This is a genomic window from Microbacterium sp. LMC-P-041 (assembly GCF_030209555.1).
In the GTDB taxonomy this organism is placed as follows: domain Bacteria; phylum Actinomycetota; class Actinomycetes; order Actinomycetales; family Microbacteriaceae; genus Microbacterium.
This window is the reverse complement of record NZ_JARVRV010000008.1, coordinates 352,759-371,153: the sequence shown is the minus strand read 5'-3', so window position 1 is coordinate 371,153 and position 18,395 is coordinate 352,759. Positions and strand designations below refer to the sequence as shown.

Here is an 18,395-nt window from a genome sequence, read left to right as displayed (position 1 = left end):
AGGGCGCGCGCGATACGCTGATCCGACCATGGATGTCAAGAAGCTCACGCGGAACCCGCTGATCTACGTCGCTCTGATCGGACTGCTGCTGTTCGGCGGCTTCCTGCTGATCTCGAACCTCGGCGCCCCCAAGCAGATCACGACCCAGGAGGGTCTCGAGCTGCTCGGCGGCAAGACGGTGACCGAGGTCGTCAACACCGACGGCGACCAGCGGGTCGACATGACCCTGTCCAAGGCCTTCGAGGGCGCGGACAAGGTGCAGTTCTACTACGTCGACGCCCGGGCCGAAGAAGTGGTCACGGCGATCAACGACGCCGACCCGAAGGACGGCTTCAACGATGCCGTTCCGCGTGCGACCTGGTTCGACGGCATCCTCTCCCTTCTTCTTCCTCTCGTGCTGCTCGGCCTGCTGTTCTGGTGGCTCCTGTCGTCGATGCAGGGCGGCGGCGGCAAGGTCATGCAGTTCGGCAAGTCCAAGGCCAAGCTCGTCAACAAGGAGACCCCGACCGTCACCTTCGCCGACGTCGCCGGTGCGGACGAGGCGATCGAGGAGCTCCACGAGATCAAGGAGTTCCTCCAGGACCCGGCCAAGTTCCAGGCCATCGGCGCCCGCATCCCGAAGGGCGTGCTGCTGTACGGCCCTCCCGGAACCGGAAAGACGCTGCTCGCCCGCGCGGTCGCCGGCGAGGCGGGAGCCCCGTTCTACTCGATCTCGGGTTCCGACTTCGTCGAGATGTTCGTCGGTGTCGGCGCATCGCGAGTGCGCGACCTGTTCAACGTGGCGAAGGAGAACTCTCCCGCCATCATCTTCATCGATGAGATCGACGCCGTCGGTCGTCACCGCGGTGCCGGCATGGGCGGCGGAAACGACGAGCGCGAGCAGACGCTCAACCAGATGCTCGTCGAGATGGACGGCTTCGACCCGAACGCGAACGTCATCGTGATCGCCGCGACGAACCGTCCCGACATCCTCGACCCCGCGCTGCTGCGTCCGGGCCGCTTCGACCGCCAGATAGGCGTCGACGCCCCTGACCTCCGCGGCCGCCAGAAGATCCTCGAGGTGCACAGCAAGGGCAAGCCGCTGTCGAAGAGCGTCGACCTCGAGGTCGTCGCCCGCAAGACTCCCGGATTCACGGGTGCCGATCTCGCGAATGTCCTCAATGAGGCCGCGCTGCTGACCGCCCGCTCGAATGCGCAGCTGGTCGACAACCGTGCGCTCGACGAGGCCATCGACCGTGTGATCGCCGGCCCTCAGCGTCGCACCCGCGTGATGAAGGACAAGGAGAAGCTCATCACCGCGTATCACGAGGGCGGTCACGCTCTCGCAGCTGCGGCGATGAACTACACCGACCCTGTGACGAAGATCACGATCCTGCCTCGCGGCAAGGCCCTCGGCTACACGATGGTGCTGCCGCTCGACGACAAGTACTCCGTCACGCGCAACGAGCTGCAGGATCAGCTCACGTACGCGATGGGTGGCCGCGTCGCCGAGGAGATCATCTTCCACGACCCGACCACCGGTGCCTCGAACGACATCGAGAAGGCGACCTCGATCGCCCGCAAGATGGTCATCGAGTACGGCATGACCACCCAGGTGGGTCCGGTCAAGCTCGGTTCCGAGGGTGGCGACATGTTCGTCGCGCGCGACATGGGCCGTGGCCGCGAGTACTCCGAGAAGGTCGCGGAGCGGGTGGATGCCGAGGTGCGCGCACTCATCGAGCAGGCGCACAACGAGGCGTACGAGGTCATCAGCGCCAACCGCGACATCCTCGACAGGCTCGCTCTGGCCCTCCTCGAGGAGGAGACGCTGGACCACAATCAGATCGCCGAGATCTTCACCGAGGTGAAGAAGCTCCCCGAACGTCCGCTGTGGCTCTCGAGCGAAGACCGCCCCGTCTCGGAGCGTCCCCCGATCGAGGTCCCGAAGAAGGACGTCTCGCTGGCTGCTTCGATCCAGGCGCCGGCGTCGGCTCCGCGCACACAGCCAGGATCGGCGGGAGCCGGTCAGGCTCGACCAGCGACGGCCTGACCCGTGTCTGTCGACCGCGCGCGTGTCGAGCGACTCACCAGGGAACTGCTCGAGGCGATCGGCGAAGACCCTGACCGCCCCGGGCTGAAGCAGACGCCGACGCGGATGGGCGATCTGTATGCGGAGTTCTTCGCCGGGGTCGGCGAAGACCCCGCAGCGCCTCTCGCGCACACGATCAGCGTCGCCCGGGGTCCCGCACCCCACACGCTCCCCTCGGGGGCCGTGCTGCTGCGGGACATCCGATTCCGGTCGGTGTGCGAGCACCACCTGCTGCCGTTCGCGGGGCGCGCGCACATCGCCTACCTTCCGGGCGAGCAGGTGGTCGGGCTGGGCGCGCTCGTGCGCGTCGTCGAGATCCTCGCCACCCGCCCCCAGGTGCAGGAACGACTCGGCGAGCAGATCGCCGACACCATCGCGGAGCACCTCGACACCCGCGGAGTGCTCGTCGTGCTGGATGCCAGCCACGGCTGTGTGACGATGCGCGGAGGACGGCAGCCGGAGGCGTCCACGCTGACCATCGCCGCCCGCGGCGAGTACACGGACCCGATCGCGAGGGCGGAGCTCATCGCGCTGATCGGCGCCCCGAGCGCGGGGCACGCATGACGGGGATCTGGGGGATCGTCAACGTCACGCCCGACTCGTTCAGCGACGGCGGTCGGTATCTCGACGTGGATCGGGCCGTCGAACACGGCCTGCGGCTGCGGACCGAGGGAGCAACCGTGCTCGACGTCGGCGGCGAGTCGACGAGGCCGGGAGCCGAGCGCGTGGGGGCGGAGATCGAGCAGGAGCGCGTGCTCCCCGTGATCGAGCGACTCGTCGCTGAGGGCGCGCCTGTGAGCATCGACACCATCAACGCGTCGACTGCGGCGGCGGCCGTCCGAGCGGGCGCTCGGATCGTCAACGACGTCTCCGGCGGACTCGCCGACCCCGACATGCTGGCTGCCGTCGCCGAGTCCGGCGCGGATTATGCGATCGGCCACTGGCGTGGTTTCTCCGCTGACATGTACGAGCACGCCGAGTATCGTCGTGCCGCCCGCGAGGTCGCGGGAGAGCTGCGCGAGCGCATGGGCGAGGCCGCGGCTGCGGGAATCGCGCCGTCGCGCCTGATCGTCGACCCGGGGATCGGATTCTCGAAGAAGGGCGGCCAGAACTGGGGCGTCCTCCGCGGCCTCGACGAGATCGTCGCGCTGGGGCCACGCGTGCTCGTGGGCACCTCCCGGAAGAGGTTCCTCGCGGAGACCATCGGCGCCGACCCTGCGGCGGTGTCCGAGGCGCGTCGCGACCTCGCGACAGCGGTCACGAGCGCCCTTGCCGCCCGCGCCGGAGTCTGGGCCGTCAGAGTCCACGATGTCGGTGCCACCCGCGATGCTCTGGCCATCGTGCATGCCTGGGAGGGATGAACCATGGATGTCCTCGACGAGATCGTCCTCACCGGACTGACCGTGTTCGGTCGGCACGGCGTGTACGACCACGAGCGGGAGAACGGTCAGGAGTTCACGATCGATCTGCGCCTTCGGATGCCGCTGGACGATGCGGCGTCATCGGACGACGTGGCCGACACGGTGCACTACGGAGAGCTCGCCGAGAGAGTCGCAGAGGTCGTCGCGGGCGAGCCGGTGAACCTCATCGAGACGCTCGCCGATCGCATCGCGGCTGTCGCGCTCGCCGACGCCCGGGTGCACTCCGTCACCGTCACGGTGCACAAGCCGCATGCTCCGATCGCCCTGACCTTCTCGGACGTCGCCGTCACCGTGCACCGGGCGCGACAGCAGTTCGCCGAGGAGGAGTCGCGATGAGTCGCAATCTGGCGAACCCGCCGAGTCTCCCCGGCTCGCGACCCGGGCGCGAGGATGCCGTCGCGGTCGTCGCCTTCGGCGCGAATCTCGGTGATCGCGAAGGCACGATCCGCGCCGCCGCCGAGCGCATCTCGCGACTGCCGCTGGTCAGAGACGTGCGGTTGTCCTCGTTGATCGAAACCGTCGCGCTGCGGCTCGACGGGCCGGATCCCGACGCCCCGGGGTATGTGAACGCGGTCGCCCTGGTCACCTCCCGCCTCGCTCCCTCGATCCTGCTCGGCATGCTGCACGCGATCGAAGACGAGTACGGCCGCGAGCGCCTGGAGAGATGGGGCGATCGGACACTCGACCTCGACCTGATCGCCTACGGTGACGAGTCGGCGGAGGGTGACGGACTGCAGCTGCCGCATCCCCGTGCGTTCGAGAGGTTGTTCGTCCTCGAGCCGTGGCTCGAACTCGATCGCGACGCAGTGCTTCCCGGTGCGGGCCGCGTCGCCGACCTCGTCGCGGATCTGCGACGCCGGGAGCAGCGATGAAGCGCACCTCGATCGGACTCCTCGTGCTCCTCGCCGTGCTCGCCGCCGGCGCGGGTTTCGTCCTCGACCACATGCTGACGGCGATGGGCCGCACGACCTTCACGCCGTCGTTGCTGCTGCCCGTGCTGCTCCTGCTCATCGGCGCAGCCTCGCTGGGCGTCGCCTGGCCCGTGCGCGCGAGTGTTCGCAACGGCGTCCGCATCGATCCGTTCCGTGCGACGCGCGCGGTGACGCTGGCCCGCGCGTCCAGTCTCGTCGGGGCGATCATGGCGGGGTTCGGAGCGGGCCTCTTGGCGTTCCTCCTCTCCCGGCCGATCGATCCCCCGGTAGGGTCGACTGTGGCGATGCTGGCACTGATCGGAAGCGCGGTCGTGCTGGCCGTCGCCGCGCTCATCGCCGAACAGTTCTGCATACTTCCGAAGGATCCTGATGACTCAGAACCCAGAGATCGAGCCGGGGATCCCGGCCCCGCTGAACTCGGCGGAGGTCACTGACCGCGCGGCCCTCGACCAGGGCACGTACCCGCAGCTGCGCACCGCGCGCAGCGAGGCGAGACTCGAGCTCGACGGGACCTGGCATCAGATCTCCCCTCGCTACGTGGTCTCGCAGAACGTGCAGAACCTGATCTTCATCGCCGTCGTCCTCGCGGTCGCGGCGGTTCTCGCGCTCGTGCTGCATCAGACCTGGGCGTGGATCCCGGCGGGTGTCGTCGTGCTCATCACGCTGATCACCATGGTCATCCTGCCGAGGCAGGCGAGGGCCATCGGATACATGCTCCGCGAAGACGACATCGTCTTCCGCAAGGGCATCCTCTGGCAGCGCATGATCGCCGTGCCCTACGGACGTATGCAGCTCGTCGACATCACCCAGGGGCCGCTGGATCGCGCGTTCGGCATCTCCCAGCTGAAGATGGTCACCGCCGCCGCGACGACCGGAGTGCAGATCCCCGGTCTCACCCAGACGGCGGCAGAAGCGCTGCGGGACACCCTGATCGAGGTCGCCGAGACTCGCCGGACGGGCCTGTGAGCGAGCACCAGCCGCCGGCACCGACGGGAGAGCGGCCCAGCGCGGCCACCGGGCGCGAGACCCTCGCCGACGGCGAGTGGCATCGGATGCATCCGCTCACCCCGCTCTTCAAGGGCGGGCTGGCCCTGATCATCATCGCGGGCATCGCGATCGCCAACCTTCGCGACCGTCTGATCGCCTGGTTCGTCGACCTCTTCACCCCCGAAGAGGCGCAGTACGACTACAGCGGCGGGGATCCCGTCGACTGGGTGCTGCAGAACAACCTCATCGTCATCGTGCTGCTCAGCGTGCTCGGACTGGTCGTCGTCCTCGTCCTCATCTTCTGGTTCATCTGGCGCTTCCAGCAGTTCCGGATCACGGGGGATCACGTCGAGGTCCGCAAGGGCATCGTCTTCCGCTCGCACCGTCGCGCTCCGCTCGACCGGGTGCAGGGCGTCAACCTCACCCGTCCGTTCCCCGCGCGCATCATCGGACTCGCGAAGCTCGAGGTCGTCGGTGCCGGCACCGATTCCAACGTCGAGCTCGAGTACCTCGCGACTCCGCGCGCAGAGGCGGTGCGCACCGACATCCTGCGCCTCGCCTCGGGTGCGCGCGCAGCCAGGCTCACAGCTGCGGACGCCGCGGCCGGCGTGCGCTCCTCTGACGCCGCAGGCTCGGGGACGGTCGCGCCCGGTTCGGCACGGGCACAGCTCGTCGGATCGATGAACGCCGGCGTCAACGATCTGATCAGCGGCGTCGACCTCGCCGACGTCGAGCCCGAGAGTGTGGTGAAGATCCCGACGGGGCGTCTCGTCGGCTCCCAGCTCATCTCGAGCGTCCTCTGGCTCATCTTCTTCGGGATCATCTTCGGCGTCGCGGTCGGCGGCGTCGCGATCGGCTCGCTGATCGACGGAGACCCCATCGGCGGGTTCCTCGGTCTCGGGATCACGCTGGGGATCGCGATCCCCATGATCATCGCGATCGTCGGAATCACCTGGGCGCAGATCTCGAAGTCGCTGCGCTACTCGATCGCCCCGACGCCCGACGGCGTGCGGATCACCTACGGTCTGCTGACGACCGTGACCGAGACGCTGCCGCCTGGACGCATCTTCGCCGTGGAGGTCACGCAGTCGCTGCTGTGGCGGCCGTTCGGCTGGTGGACCATCAGGATCAACCGCATGAGCGGCAAGAGCGCCGCTCAGCAGTCGTCAGGTTCGGCGCAGCAGTTCAGCGTCGTGCTGCCGGTCGGCAAGCGCGCCGATGTCGAACGCGTGCTCGCGCTGATCCTTCCCGATGCTCCGGTCGCCGACATCCCGCTCGTGTGGGAGCACGGCATTCTCGGGCCGGTCGAGGGCGACCCGTACCGGACGATGCCTCGGCGCGCATGGTGGCGCAGGCCCGTGTCGTGGAAGCGTCACGGCTTCGCGTTGACCGAGTTCGGACTCCTGCTCCGGCGTGGCATCGTCTGGCGCAAGCTGGCGATCTTCCCGCTCGCCCGGCTGCAGGGAGTGTCGCTCTCGCAGGGGCCGATCGACCGTGCGCAGCGTGTGTCCGGTGCGCAGGTGCACTCCGTGCAGGGGCTCATCACGGGCTATCTGTCGGGTCTCGAACGCGATGACGCGCTGTACCTGCTCGACAGGGTGAGCTCGGCAGCGGTCGCCGCGGCCGCGCGCGATCACACCCACCGGTGGGGCGAATACGTGACGGATGCCGAGGGAGCGCAGGTTCCCGGGTACCCGGTCGCCGGGGCGGATGCCGCTGCAGGCGTCTCCGGGACCCCGCTGCCTCCTCCGGCTCCGCCTGTCGCGCCACCGGCTCCGCCTGTCGTGCCTCCGGCTCCGCCTGTCGCTCCGCCCGTACCTCCGGCCCCGCCCGCAGCGCCGGCTCCGAACGGTGAGTGATCCGACGCGCCGCGATGGGCGCCTCGGAGTCGGCATCATCGGCGCGGGACGAGTGGGGCCGGTCATCGGCGCGGCTCTCGCCGGAGCAGGACACGCGATCATCGGCATCACGAGCGGCTCTGACGACGACCGTGCGTCAGCGGTGCTGCCGGACGTCCCGATCCTCGATGCGCTGGAGGTCGTGCGTCGCAGCGAGCTGGTCGTGGTGGCCGTTCCTCACGATCAGCTGGCGGGCCTGATCGCGGGCATCGCCGAGGTCGGAGGCTGGCAGCTCGGCCAGCTCGTGCTGCACACGGACCCCGGTCACGGCATCGAGGTGCTGCGACCGGCGGCCTCGAGCGGTGCGATCCCGCTCGCCGTGCATCCGGCGATCACCTTCACGGGCACGTCGATCGATCTGCGTCAGCTGCAGGCGAGCTATGCGGCGGTCACCGCTCCGGCGGCGGTGCTTCCCATCGCACAGGCTCTGGCAGTCGAGATGGGATGCGAGCCGGTCGTGATCTCGGAGGCGGATCGGGAGGCCTACGCCGACGCGATCCAGACCGTCACCGAGTTCTCACGCTCGATCATCGCGCAGTCCACCTCGCGCCTCGGTGAACTCGGCGTCGAGAACCCGGGGGGATACCTCTCCGCCCTGGTGCAGTCGACGGTCGAACGGGCGCTCCGCGATGCGTCAGGGCCGCCCCCTCTGCTCTGACGTCAGCGACCGCCCGAGAAGCCGCCTCCACCGCCTCCGCCGGAGAAGCCGCCGCCGAACGATCCGCCTGCGCTCGACGACGAGCTCGCACTCGGTGCCGCGTACGTCGCGGACGCGTGCGACGTCGCAGCGAACGCCACGAGCTGACCGCGGACGAAGGGCGCGCTGGGATCCCCGATCCACGACGCGCCTCGTTGCTCGTAGGCGTACACCTGCTCGAGAATGGCGCCCCATTCGTTCTCCATGCCGAACAGCATCGCGTAGGGGAGCAGGCGCTCGTAGACGACGATCACGTTCGCGCTGCCGTCCTGTCGCCTCTCGGCGCCCGTGTACGACTGGAGCATCCGGAGTCGGTCGGCTTCGGCGACGCGGATGAACTCCCTGACGCCCATGAGGTATTCGTACAGTCGGGCGCCTTCGGCGGTGAGGACGGTGTGCTTCGAGAAGCCGTAGAAGGAGGACAGGAGAACGAGGAAGACACCGAACGCGATCGCGACGAACGCAGGAATCGCTGTGACACGTCCGCCGATGATCCCCCAGAGGCCGAGGGCGAAGCCTGCGAGCACGACGCCGATCGCACACCACTGCAGGATCATCGCGCCCCTGCTGCGCGCCTTGGTGGTGAGGCCGCGTGACACCGCTGCCTCGATGCCGCTCTGCGACAGCGTCTTCATGCGGGCCGCGAAGTCCTCGCTCGAACTCGGAACCTCGGCGACTCCTGCGGCGTCGGCGCCGACGAAGAGCGCATCCAGTGCCTGGGCGTCGAGCTCGTCAGGAATCCTCCCACCCGGAAGGCGTCGCAGCCGTGGCTGCTCGACGTCGGTGCCCTCCTCGATGCGCAGCAGGCCGCGTACCGCGAGGTGGATGATCTCTGCGGGGATCGGGTCTTTGGCGCCGGGCACGATCCCGGCGGCCAGCAGTGGCGGCAGCGAATCCGGCACGTCGTACTGCGCGACGATGATGCCGCTGGATGTGCGTCGCTTCTTCTTGAACGCCGACACGGCGATCCAGCTTCCGACCGAGAGCCCGAGCCCGCCCAGTGCCGCGATCGCGGGAACGGTGTCGGTCACGGGATCGGGCTGCCGAGCCGACGGCTGCACAGCGGTGCCAGGGTCGAATCCGACGGCGACCGTGATCCCCTCGCCGGGGGAGAGCTCTTTCGCCTCGACAGCGAACTGCGCGCCGTCGGGCGACGCGACGAGGTCGCACTCGTTCGTCGATCCCTGGTAGCCGGTGTAGCAGCGGGCGTTTCCGGTCAACCGATCCGTCATCGTCTCGTCGAACACGATCTCCGCACGGAAGTCCTCGACGGGCTGCGTGCTGTCGAGAGGAAGGAGGTCCCAGTAGAACTCGTCGACTCCGGAGTCTGCCGCCAGGATCACGTCGCGCATCTCGTATTCGATCACGTAGGTCGTGAGTCCGCGCACGTAGTCGTCGTCGCCGGTGAGCACCAGCAGCAGCCCGTCCTCCTGCTCGGTCTCGTAGGGCACGTCGGCCCCGGTCTCGTCGGTCACCGACAGCACTCGCACATCGAGCCACGCGTTCTCGTAACTCGTCGGAAGGCCGCGGACGATCCCCTTGTTCTGATCGACCTCGGGGAATCGAGCCGTGAGGGACTCGGTGACGTGCATGTGCGAGCGGCCGTCGTCGTCGAGACCCACCTCGTACCGTGCATCCCACGATGCGTAGGAGAAGTCGTCCACGTCGGCGCGGATCGCGGTCGAGGCGCCGGCGGCGGGTGCGGGTCCCGCTGCTGCAGCTGCCGGTGTCGTGGGCACGAGCAGTGCAGCGGCGGTGAGACCGATCGTGACGAGCGTGCGGGCGAGTCTGGTGGCTGCCATGCTTCGAGGCTACCCAGACTCGACCGCAGGGTGAGGGGTCGGACCTCGGTAAACTGGACACGACTTTCAAGGAGCCCCGAATGACTGACGCGTCTGCCGCGCCCGAGACGACCACCGCCGCCACCGAAGAAGACGTCCACGAGCAGAAGGCCGTGCGCCTGGCGAAGCGCGAGCGTCTGGTCGCGAACCGCGCGGATGCCGGCGGGGGAGCGTTCCCTGTCAGCGTGCCGGTGACTCACCAGATCCCGGCGCTGCGCGCCGAGTACGGCGAGCTCGAGGCGGGTGCCGAGACGGGCGTCGTCGTCGGCGTCGCGGGTCGTGTGGTGTTCAGTCGCAACACCGGCAAGCTGTGCTTCGCGACGCTGCAGGCCGGCGACGGCTCGCGGATCCAGGCGATGATCTCGCTCGCGAACGTCGGGGAGCAGTCGCTCGCCGATTGGAAGGAGTACGTCGACCTCGGGGATCACGTCTTCGTGCACGGCGAGGTGATCTCCAGCCGCCGCGGCGAGCTGTCGATCATGGCCGACGGGTGGGCGATCGCCTCGAAGGCGATCCTGCCGCTCCCGAATGCGTACTCGGAGCTCAGCGAAGAGGGCCGGGTCCGCAGCCGATACCTCGACCTGATCGTCCGCGAACAGGCGCGCACGACGGTCCGCGCCCGTGCGGCGGTGAACGCGAGCCTCCGAGCGACGTTCGGCAGCCACGACTACCTCGAGGTCGAGACCCCGATGCTGCAGGTGCAGCACGGTGGAGCGTCCGCTCGCCCGTTCGTCACCCATTCGAACGCGTTCGACACGGAGCTCTACTTGCGGATCGCGCCCGAGCTGTACCTGAAGCGTGCCGTGGTCGGTGGCATCGAGCGGGTGTACGAGATCAACCGCAACTTCCGCAACGAGGGCGCAGACTCGACCCACAGCCCCGAGTTCGCGATGCTCGAGGCCTATCAGGCCTATGGCGACTACAACCAGATGGCCGCGCTGACGCAGGAGCTGGTGCAGCAGGCGGCGATCGCGGTCGCCGGTTCGACCACGGTCACCTGGGCGGACGGCACCGAATACGACCTCGGTGGCGAATGGGATCGCATCTCGATGTACGAGTCGCTGTCGGCGGCATCCGGTCGCACGATCACTCCGAGCGATCCGGTCGAGGACCTGATCGCCTTCGCCGAGGCGAACGGCGTGGACCTGCCCGCTCAGGCCACGCACGGCAAGCTCGTCGAAGAGCTGTGGGAGCACTTCGTGAAGGGCGACCTCGTGCGCCCGACCTTCGTCATGGACTTCCCCGTCGACACCTCGCCCCTCGTCCGCGAGCACCGCTCGATCGAGGGCGTCGTGGAGAAGTGGGATCTGTACATCCGCGGGTTCGAGCTGGCGACCGGATACTCCGAGCTCGTCGACCCCGTCATCCAGCGCGAGCGCTTCGTCGAGCAGGCGAAGCTCGCCGCCCGCGGTGACGTCGAGGCGATGCCGGTCGATGAGGAGTTCCTGCGGGCGCTCGAGCACGGCATGCCGCCGTCCGGCGGCATGGGCATGGGCATCGATCGCCTGCTGATGGCGATCACCGGGCTCGGCATCCGCGAGACCATCCTCTTCCCCCTCGTCAAATAACGGGCGTCGCGCCGCGTCTGAACGCCCACTCCGGCAGCATCGCCGCGTCGATCATCGACGCGAGCAGCGCGGCGAGACCGTACTCGGGATCGATCGCCCGCACGAGATCGAGGTACTGCGCGGCATGGCTCGAGCGGCCGAGTGCCCAAGAGAGCCATGCCGCAGCGGTGAGCGGAGCAGGTCTCGCCGCAGGCGGGGCGAGAGCGGCAGCCGTGCGGACGAGTGAGAGGGCGACTGCGAGTCGCTGCGGATCAGGAGTGGGTCCGCGGCCGAGGAAGACATCGCTCAGGTCGTCGGGCACCCTGGTCATCGCGCCCGCGAAGTCGAGCTGCGCCTGGAGCGTGCGCTCGCCGCCGCGCGCATCGGTCGCCCATTGCGTCAGCGCCACGTCTCGGAAGAGCGGGCGATCGAGGCACCAGAGGAGGGCCGCGGTGGCGAACGGCGGCAGATCGTCCGGGGACGCCAGAACGGACTCGAAGAAGGCCGGGATGTCCTCGAGGAGCACGAGCGCCGCGATCGCCTGAGGGTTCTCCGTGCCCGTCGCCCCAGGTGTGCCGCCTCGTTCGAGGAGACCGCTGACGTCACGCAGTGCGCGCCCCACCCGCTCCTTGTCGGCGAAGCCGGCCGCAGGAAGAGCAGCACCGGACAGCTGGTCCCCGGAGACGTCGCCGACGCCCGGCACCTCGGGTGCGAGGCGGTCGAGACTGCGGACCTGTGGATCGCCGTCGAGGTAGCTCGACCACCCGTCGGGGGTCACGCAGAGCGCGTCGACGATACGCAGTCCGGCCTCCTCCGCCCGACCCAGCACTTCATCGACCTCGACGGCGAAGGGGAGCACCAGCCCGTCGCGTGTGCGCTGCACGGTGTCATCCGTATAGACCACGAGGGCGACCGCTTCCGTCCGCTCGACTCGCGAGACGAGGCCGACCGCGGCATCCGCGTAGTCGGCGAGGTCGTCGTGGCTGCGGGGGAGGTCGAGTCGCATCGCGCCGTACGTGCGTGTGCCACGGAACGGCAGCAGGACGAGGCTCTCAGTCGGGGTGAAGCCTGCGAGAGAGGGGACGATGCTGAGGAACTCAGCGGAGCCGGAAGCGCGGAGCAGTGTTGTCATCCGGCGAGTCTCATCGCACGAGCACGCTCGCGGTCGGTCTCCACAGCGCCGATGGCCTATCCCCCTTCTGCGCCCGAGTGTGGAGGAGCAGTGGGGTAGTGAGTCGCGTACCATGGAGCCATGGAGAACTTCTGGCTCGCAGCCGCATGGTCGCTCATCCCGACCATCGGGGTGAGCGTCGTGTTCTTCTTCGTGCTCCGCGGAATCCTGCGGTTCGATCGCACCGAACGCAAGGTGCACGCACGGATCGAAGCCGAGGAGCGGGCCGCACGCGGTCTGCCGCCGCGCTCCTGAGCGGCGTCGGAACCATCGGCTACTGTGTAGCCAGCGCACCGTCATCGGTGCCCACTGAAGCGCCCGGCGTCGAAGTGCCGAGCGGCCGAGAGGACGAGGGATGACGCCCGAGATCTGGGCTTGGTGGACCGCGGCGTTCCTGATCGCCCTCGACCTGACCATCCGCATCACGGCGATCATCATCATCCCGCGCAACCGGCGTCCCACGGCGGCGATGGCCTGGCTGCTCGCGGTCTTCTTCATCCCGTTCGTCGGCGTGTTCCTCTTCCTGCTCATCGGAAATCCACGGCTGCCGCGAGCGCGGCGTCGCAAGCAGGATCAGATCAACGAGTACATCGCCGAGACGAGCGAGCACCTGCACTTCGGCACCCTGCGCCCGAATGCGCCGAGCTGGTTTCCCCCGCTCGTCGAGATGAACCACCGTCTCGGAGCGCTGCCGATCTCCGGCGACAACGGCGCGCATCTGATCGCGGACTATCAGGACTCGCTCGACGCGATGGCCGACGAGATCCGCAAGGCCCAGGACTACGTCCACATCGAGTTCTACATCCTCCAGTCCGATGCGTCGACGGACAACTTCTTCCGCGCGATGGAAGAGGTGGCAGAACGCGGCGTGCATGTCCGCGTGCTGCTGGACCACTGGGCGAACAGGTGGAAGCCGAAGTACCGGAAGACCGTCGCCCGGCTCAATCGGATGGGCGCGAACTGGCACCTGATGCTGCCGGTGCAGCCGCTGAAGGGACGCATGCAGCGGCCCGACCTGCGCAACCACCGCAAGCTCCTCGTGGTCGACGGCAAGGTCGCGTTCCTCGGCTCCCAGAACGTCACCGACTCGACCTACAACCTTCCCAAGAACATCAAGCGGGGTCTGCACTGGGTCGACCTCATGGTCCGCATCGACGGGCCCGTCGTGCTGAGCGTGAACGCCATCTTCCTCAGCGACTGGTACAGCGAGACCGACGAGGTGCTGCAGGAGATCGACATCTCGCACGCCGAGGCGGGCTCGGGCGACCTGGACTGCCAGGTCGTGCCGTCGGGACCGGGGTTCGAGGTCGAGAACAACCTGCGTCTGTTCCTCGGGCTGCTCTACGCGGCAAAAGAGAAGATCATGATCGTCAGCCCGTACTTCGTGCCGGATGAAGCGCTGCTGCTCGCGGTCACCGCAGCGGTCGACCGAGGGGTCGCGGTCGAGCTGTTCGTCTCCGAAGAGGGCGACCAGGCGATGGTCTACCACGCCCAGCGCAGCTACTACGAGGCGCTGCTGAAGGCCGGGGTGCGGATCTGGATGTATCGCAAGCCGTACATCCTGCACACGAAGAGCCTGACCATCGACGACCAGGTCGCCGTGATCGGCTCGAGCAATATGGACATGCGCTCGTTCGGTCTGAACCTCGAGGTGTCGATGCTCGTCCGCGGCGAGGAGTTCGTCCTCGAGATGCGCGCGGTCGAAGACGTCTACCGCTCGCTCAGCCGGGAGCTCACTCTCGAGGAGTGGATGCAGCAGCCGCTCCGGTCGACAGTCCTCGACAACCTCGCCCGTCTCACCTCGGCGCTGCAATAGGGCGCCGATAGGGGGGGTGCTTTCGGCAGACCGCGGCCGGTACCCTGTGTGCATGGCTTCCCCGTCGCGTGTCGTCGCCGCTCTCTCGTCCCTGGCCGCTCTGCTGCTGATCGCGGGGTGCACGATCGGCCCCGGGGCCACAGGATCGCAGGCGACCTCGAACCCGTCGAGCGGGCCCGGGCAGAGCACCGACGATTCGGACGACGTCGAAGGCACGCTGCTCGACGACGGCCGCATGTTCGCCGTGGTGACGTGGGGCTCCTCGACGTGCATTCCCCAGGTCGACGCGGTGACGGCCGAGGGGCAGACGGTATCGGTGACGCTGGTCGAGCCGGAGTCAGAGACGGACGGCGAGAAGGCGTGCACCGCTGACCTGGCCTCCCGCGCGAGCATCGGCGCACTGCCCGAGGGAGTCGACCCGACGAAGGAGATCACTCTGCAGGTGACGCACGGCGACATGGTCGACGACGTCGAACTCGACGGCGACCCGTCGTTCACCGGCACCCCCGGCTCATCGACGGAGTACGCGCCGAGTGCCGGCTGGTTCGATGACGGCTCGCTGGTGCTGCTCACGTGGGGCTCCTCAGGCTGCCCCCCGGTGGTCGAGAGCCTCGAGGGATCTGGTGCATCGGGCACCGCGACCTTCACGACCGACGACGATCAGGTGTGCACCATGGACATGGCACCGCGCGCGACGATCCTGGAATTCGGCGAGGACGCCGTCGATGATGACGCCTTCACCCTCACGCTCGTCGGCGGGAACCTCGACGGCACGGTCGAGGTGCGCAGCTGACGCTGTAAGAAGTGCGCGCCCCGGTGGATCAGAGCGATGCGACCGGGTGATCGGCGGGGAGGGCCAGCAGAAGAGCCCCGGGATCGACCCGGCACGTGATGCGCACCGCTGTCCCGAACTCGTCGCCGTCGAGCTCGATCGGGGTGGGAGACGTCACCGCGGCTTCGGCGACGGCTCCGCGGAAGTAGTGCACCGATGCGTCCCGGCCCCGTCGCTCGAGCACGCGACGGCCGGCGCGCGAGCGTCGCAACACCGAGTTGTCCCACCAGATCTTGCGCCACACGCCGAGCCAGCCCCAGACGCCGGTCGGCTGGATCACGGCGACGTCGAGGACGCCGTCGGTGATGGAGGCGTCGGGGATCAGCGCGATTCCCGCAGGCAGGGTCCCGCAATTGGCGAACAGGATGCTGTGCACCTTCGTCGAGTGCAGGCGGCCGTCGTCGATCTGGAACACGGATCGGAACGGCTCGGCGCTCACGAGCGACCTCGCCGCGCCGTCGACGTACGCGATCCAGCCGACCGACTTCTTGAGGTCGGGGCGCGTGTTGGCGATCATGTCGGCATCCAGCCCGACGCCGGCGAGAACGACGTAGGCGTGCTCCTCGTCTTCCCCGCTCTCTCTCGTCAGACGCGCCCAGCCGATGTCGATCGCGTGGCGGAATTCGCCCAGCGCCGCGCGGATCATCTCGTCGGGGTCGGCCAGCGGGAGTCCGAGATTGCGCGCCAGCAGGTTGCCCGTGCCACTCGGCAGGATCGCGAGCGGCACCCCGGTGTTGGCGATGGCCTCGGAGACAGCGCGTACCGTGCCGTCTCCGCCGGCCACCAGCACGACATCCACGCCGCGTGCGAGGGCCTCGGCCGTCGCACCCTGACCGGGATCCTCGATCGTGGTCGGATAGAAGGCCGGATGCTCCCACCCGGCCTCGTGCGAGAGAGCGCGGACTCGCGCCCGCAGCTGCTTCCCGTCGACCTTGATCGGGTTGTAGACGAGCGCTGCCTGGCGTCGGCCGGTGGCGCTCGTGGTCATGGCGCTACTCTAGCCCGGGCGTCGGCCCGCCCGGACGCGGCGGACGCGCCCGGGCCGCACCATAGACTTGATGGATGATCGACCTCGCACTCCTCCGCGAAAATCCGGAGATCGTCCGCCGCTCTCAGGCCGCCCGTGGCAATGACCAGGGCACCGTCGACACCGCGCTCGAGGCTGACAGATCGCGCCGAGCGGCGCTCGCCGCGTTCGAAGAGCTGCGCGCCGAGCAGAACGCCTTCGGCAAGCTGGTGGCGAAGGCTCCCAAGGAGGAGAAGGCGGCGCTCGTCGCTCAGGTCAAAGACCTCGCCGAGCGCGTCAAGCAGGCGCAGCAGGCCGCGAACGAGGCGGCAGACGCCCTGGCGGTGGCTCTCGCACGCATCGAGAACGTCGTCGTCGACGGCGTCCCCGCGGGCGGCGAGGCGGACTTCGTCGAGCTGCGACGCGTGGGCGAGGTCCCCGCATTCGACTTCGAGCCGCGAGACCACCTCGAGCTCGGCGAGATCCTCGGCGCGATCGACATGGAGCGCGGCGCGAAGGTGTCGGGCGCCCGCTTCTACTTCCTGCGCGGGATCGGAGCGCGGCTCGAGATCGCGCTCATGAACCTCGCCCTCGACAAGGCGCTGCAGAACGACTTCATCCCGCTGATCACGCCCACCCTGGTGCGGCCCGAGGTCATGCAGGGCACCGGATTCCTCGGCGAGCACGCCGACGAGGTGTACCACCTGGACAAGGACGACGACCTCTACCTCGTCGGCACCAGCGAGGTCGCACTCGCCGGATACCACAAGGACGAGATCCTCGACCTCGGCAAGGGCGCGCTGCGGTACGCCGGATGGTCGACCTGCTACCGCCGTGAGGCGGGCTCCCATGGCAAGGACACCCGCGGCATCATCCGGGTGCACCAGTTCAACAAGCTCGAGATGTTCGTCTACACGAACCCGGAGGACGCGGAGGCCGAGCACCTGCGCCTCGTCGCGCTGCAGGAGGAGATGCTGACCTCGCTCGGTCTCGCCTACCGCGTGATCGACGTGGCCGCCGGCGACCTGGGCTCCAGCGCCGCACGCAAGTACGACATCGAGGCGTGGGTCCCGACGCAGGGCGCGTTCCGCGAGCTCACCTCCACCTCGAACTGCACGACGTATCAGGCGCGCCGTCTCGACATCCGCCACCGACCCGAGGCTCAGGAGGGGCAGACCGCGAAGACGCAGCCGGTCGCCACCCTCAACGGCACCCTCGCGACGACCCGATGGATCGTCGCGCTGCTCGAGACGCACCAGCAGGCCGACGGATCGGTCCGCGTGCCGGAGGTGCTGCGCCCGTACCTCGGCGGGCTCGAGGTTCTGGAGCCGACCGCGTGACAGCTCCCTGGCTCGTCGGGCTCGACGTCGACGGCACGATCATCCTGCAGGACGAGACGATGAGTCCCGGTGTTCCCGAGGCGGTCGCGCGCCTGCGAGACGCCGGCCATGTGGTCACGATCGCCACCGGACGCAGCTGGATGGCGACGCGTCGCTATGTCGAGCAGCTCGAGCTGACCGCCGATTTCGTGGTGTGCTCGAACGGTGCGGTGACCATGCGCCGTGTGGGAGACGACTGGGAGCGGTGGCACATCGAGACGTTCGATCCGTCTCCCGTGCTCGCTCTGCTGCGCGAGCGGCTCCCGGAAGCCCGCTACATGGTCGAGCTCGGGTCAGGGCTGCGGCTCTACACCGAGCACCTGGACGACTGGACGCTCGACGGCGGACGGCAGGTCGGCTTCGAAGAGCTCGTCGCCGAACCGGTGTCCCGTGTCGTCGTCGTCTCTCCCGGGCACGACGAGGAGGACTTCCACCGCCTCGTGGCGGACGCCGGGCTGAATGAGGTCTCCTACGCGATCGGCTGGACGGCCTGGCTCGACATCGCACCGCAGGGAGTGGACAAGGGCACGGCGCTGGAGCGCGTGCGCACCGAGCTCGGCTTCGAGCGCGGGCACGTCTTCGTGGCCGGCGACGGGCGCAACGACATCGGCATGTTCGGCTGGGCGCTGGGTCTCGACGGCCGGGCGGTCGCCATGGGGCAGGCGCCGACAGAGGTGAAGGATGCCGCGGGCGAGGTGACCGGCGATGTCGAGGACGGCGGTCTCGCGATGGCGCTGAACACGCTTCCAGCGGCCGCCCAGGTCAGCGCGGGAGAATAGAACTCGGCTAGACTCACGGCT

Annotated in this window: 18 protein-coding genes; 15 read left to right on the top strand and 3 right to left on the bottom strand. The window is 68.6% G+C overall.

Annotated features, from left to right (window positions below; all coding sequences use genetic code 11):
* The first annotated feature begins 28 nt into the window (after window positions 1-28).
* Genes ftsH through QRN21_RS16365 form a run of 9 tightly spaced genes read left to right on the top strand, consistent with a single transcriptional unit; the run spans window position 29 to window position 7,964 of the window.
* Window positions 29-2,029, top strand: coding sequence for an ATP-dependent zinc metalloprotease FtsH (ftsH, locus tag QRN21_RS16405; protein WP_056276765.1), 2,001 nt, complete (start codon window positions 29-31; stop codon window positions 2,027-2,029).
* A gap of 3 nt (window positions 2,030-2,032) precedes the next feature.
* Window positions 2,033-2,632, top strand: a complete 600-nt coding sequence (folE, locus tag QRN21_RS16400) for a GTP cyclohydrolase I (protein WP_285365293.1) — start codon at window positions 2,033-2,035, stop codon at window positions 2,630-2,632.
* Complete coding sequence (gene folP, locus QRN21_RS16395; protein ID WP_285365292.1) at window positions 2,629-3,429, top strand: dihydropteroate synthase; 801 nt, start codon at window positions 2,629-2,631, stop codon at window positions 3,427-3,429. Before folE ends, folP begins: the two co-directional genes overlap by 4 nt.
* Window positions 3,430-3,432: 3 nt before the next feature.
* Complete coding sequence (gene folB / locus QRN21_RS16390) at window positions 3,433-3,825, top strand: dihydroneopterin aldolase (RefSeq protein WP_056276771.1); 393 nt, start codon at window positions 3,433-3,435, stop codon at window positions 3,823-3,825.
* Window positions 3,822-4,361 carry a 2-amino-4-hydroxy-6-hydroxymethyldihydropteridine diphosphokinase gene (gene folK / locus QRN21_RS16385; protein WP_230100981.1) on the top strand — a complete coding sequence of 180 codons (540 nt, stop codon included), beginning with the start codon at window positions 3,822-3,824 and terminating at the stop codon, window positions 4,359-4,361. Before folB ends, folK begins: the two co-directional genes overlap by 4 nt.
* A complete protein-coding gene (locus tag QRN21_RS16380) occupies window positions 4,358-4,855 on the top strand; it encodes a DUF3180 domain-containing protein (protein ID WP_056276778.1) in 498 nt (165 codons plus the stop codon). Before folK ends, QRN21_RS16380 begins: the two co-directional genes overlap by 4 nt.
* Entirely contained in the window at window positions 4,791-5,387 is a 597-nt protein-coding gene (locus QRN21_RS16375; protein ID WP_053098732.1) for a PH domain-containing protein, read from the top strand. Before QRN21_RS16380 ends, QRN21_RS16375 begins: the two co-directional genes overlap by 65 nt.
* The gene (locus tag QRN21_RS16370) at window positions 5,384-7,267 is read left to right on the top strand and encodes a PH domain-containing protein (protein ID WP_285365290.1); all 1,884 of its coding nucleotides are present in this window, start codon (window positions 5,384-5,386) and stop codon (window positions 7,265-7,267) included. Before QRN21_RS16375 ends, QRN21_RS16370 begins: the two co-directional genes overlap by 4 nt.
* Window positions 7,260-7,964: a DUF2520 domain-containing protein gene (locus tag QRN21_RS16365; protein ID WP_053098733.1), complete on the top strand. Its 705-nt coding sequence runs from the start codon at window positions 7,260-7,262 to the stop codon at window positions 7,962-7,964. The genes QRN21_RS16370 and QRN21_RS16365 overlap by 8 nt, the downstream gene beginning before the upstream one ends.
* 2 nt (window positions 7,965-7,966) lie before the next feature.
* Here the strand turns inward: QRN21_RS16365 and QRN21_RS16360 are convergent, their stop codons facing one another.
* A complete protein-coding gene (locus QRN21_RS16360; protein WP_285365288.1) occupies window positions 7,967-9,805 on the bottom strand; it encodes a DUF2207 domain-containing protein in 1,839 nt (612 codons plus the stop codon).
* Between the two features lie 80 nt (window positions 9,806-9,885).
* Between QRN21_RS16360 and lysS the strand changes: the two genes are divergently transcribed.
* A complete protein-coding gene (gene lysS, locus QRN21_RS16355; RefSeq protein ID WP_053098735.1) occupies window positions 9,886-11,412 on the top strand; it encodes a lysine--tRNA ligase in 1,527 nt (508 codons plus the stop codon).
* On the opposite strand, the gene QRN21_RS16350 is transcribed toward lysS, so the two are convergent.
* Entirely contained in the window at window positions 11,405-12,523 is a 1,119-nt protein-coding gene (locus QRN21_RS16350) for a DUF4192 family protein (RefSeq protein WP_285365286.1), read from the bottom strand. The genes lysS and QRN21_RS16350 overlap by 8 nt on opposite strands.
* A gap of 120 nt (window positions 12,524-12,643) precedes the next feature.
* Here QRN21_RS16350 and QRN21_RS16345 point away from each other — a divergent pair, with 120 nt between their 5' ends.
* From QRN21_RS16345 to QRN21_RS16335, 3 genes are all read left to right on the top strand, one after another.
* Entirely contained in the window at window positions 12,644-12,817 is a 174-nt protein-coding gene (locus tag QRN21_RS16345; protein WP_171821981.1) for a hypothetical protein, read from the top strand.
* A gap of 100 nt (window positions 12,818-12,917) precedes the next feature.
* Complete coding sequence (gene cls, locus QRN21_RS16340) at window positions 12,918-14,378, top strand: cardiolipin synthase (protein ID WP_053098737.1); 1,461 nt, start codon at window positions 12,918-12,920, stop codon at window positions 14,376-14,378.
* 52 nt (window positions 14,379-14,430) lie between these two features.
* A complete protein-coding gene (locus tag QRN21_RS16335; RefSeq protein WP_285365283.1) occupies window positions 14,431-15,171 on the top strand; it encodes a hypothetical protein in 741 nt (246 codons plus the stop codon).
* A 28-nt stretch (window positions 15,172-15,199) separates the two neighbouring features.
* Here the strand turns inward: QRN21_RS16335 and QRN21_RS16330 are convergent, their stop codons facing one another.
* On the bottom strand, window positions 15,200-16,198 hold the full coding sequence (locus QRN21_RS16330; protein ID WP_053098739.1) for a diacylglycerol/lipid kinase family protein: 999 nt from the start codon (window positions 16,196-16,198) through the stop codon (window positions 15,200-15,202).
* Window positions 16,199-16,272: 74 nt separating this feature from the next.
* Between QRN21_RS16330 and serS the strand changes: the two genes are divergently transcribed.
* Both serS and QRN21_RS16320 read left to right on the top strand, forming a co-directional pair.
* A complete protein-coding gene (serS, locus tag QRN21_RS16325) occupies window positions 16,273-17,556 on the top strand; it encodes a serine--tRNA ligase (RefSeq protein ID WP_285365280.1) in 1,284 nt (427 codons plus the stop codon).
* Window positions 17,553-18,374, top strand: a complete 822-nt coding sequence (locus QRN21_RS16320; RefSeq protein ID WP_053098741.1) for an HAD family hydrolase — start codon at window positions 17,553-17,555, stop codon at window positions 18,372-18,374. The genes serS and QRN21_RS16320 overlap by 4 nt, the downstream gene beginning before the upstream one ends.
* The last annotated feature ends 21 nt before the right edge of the window (window positions 18,375-18,395 follow it).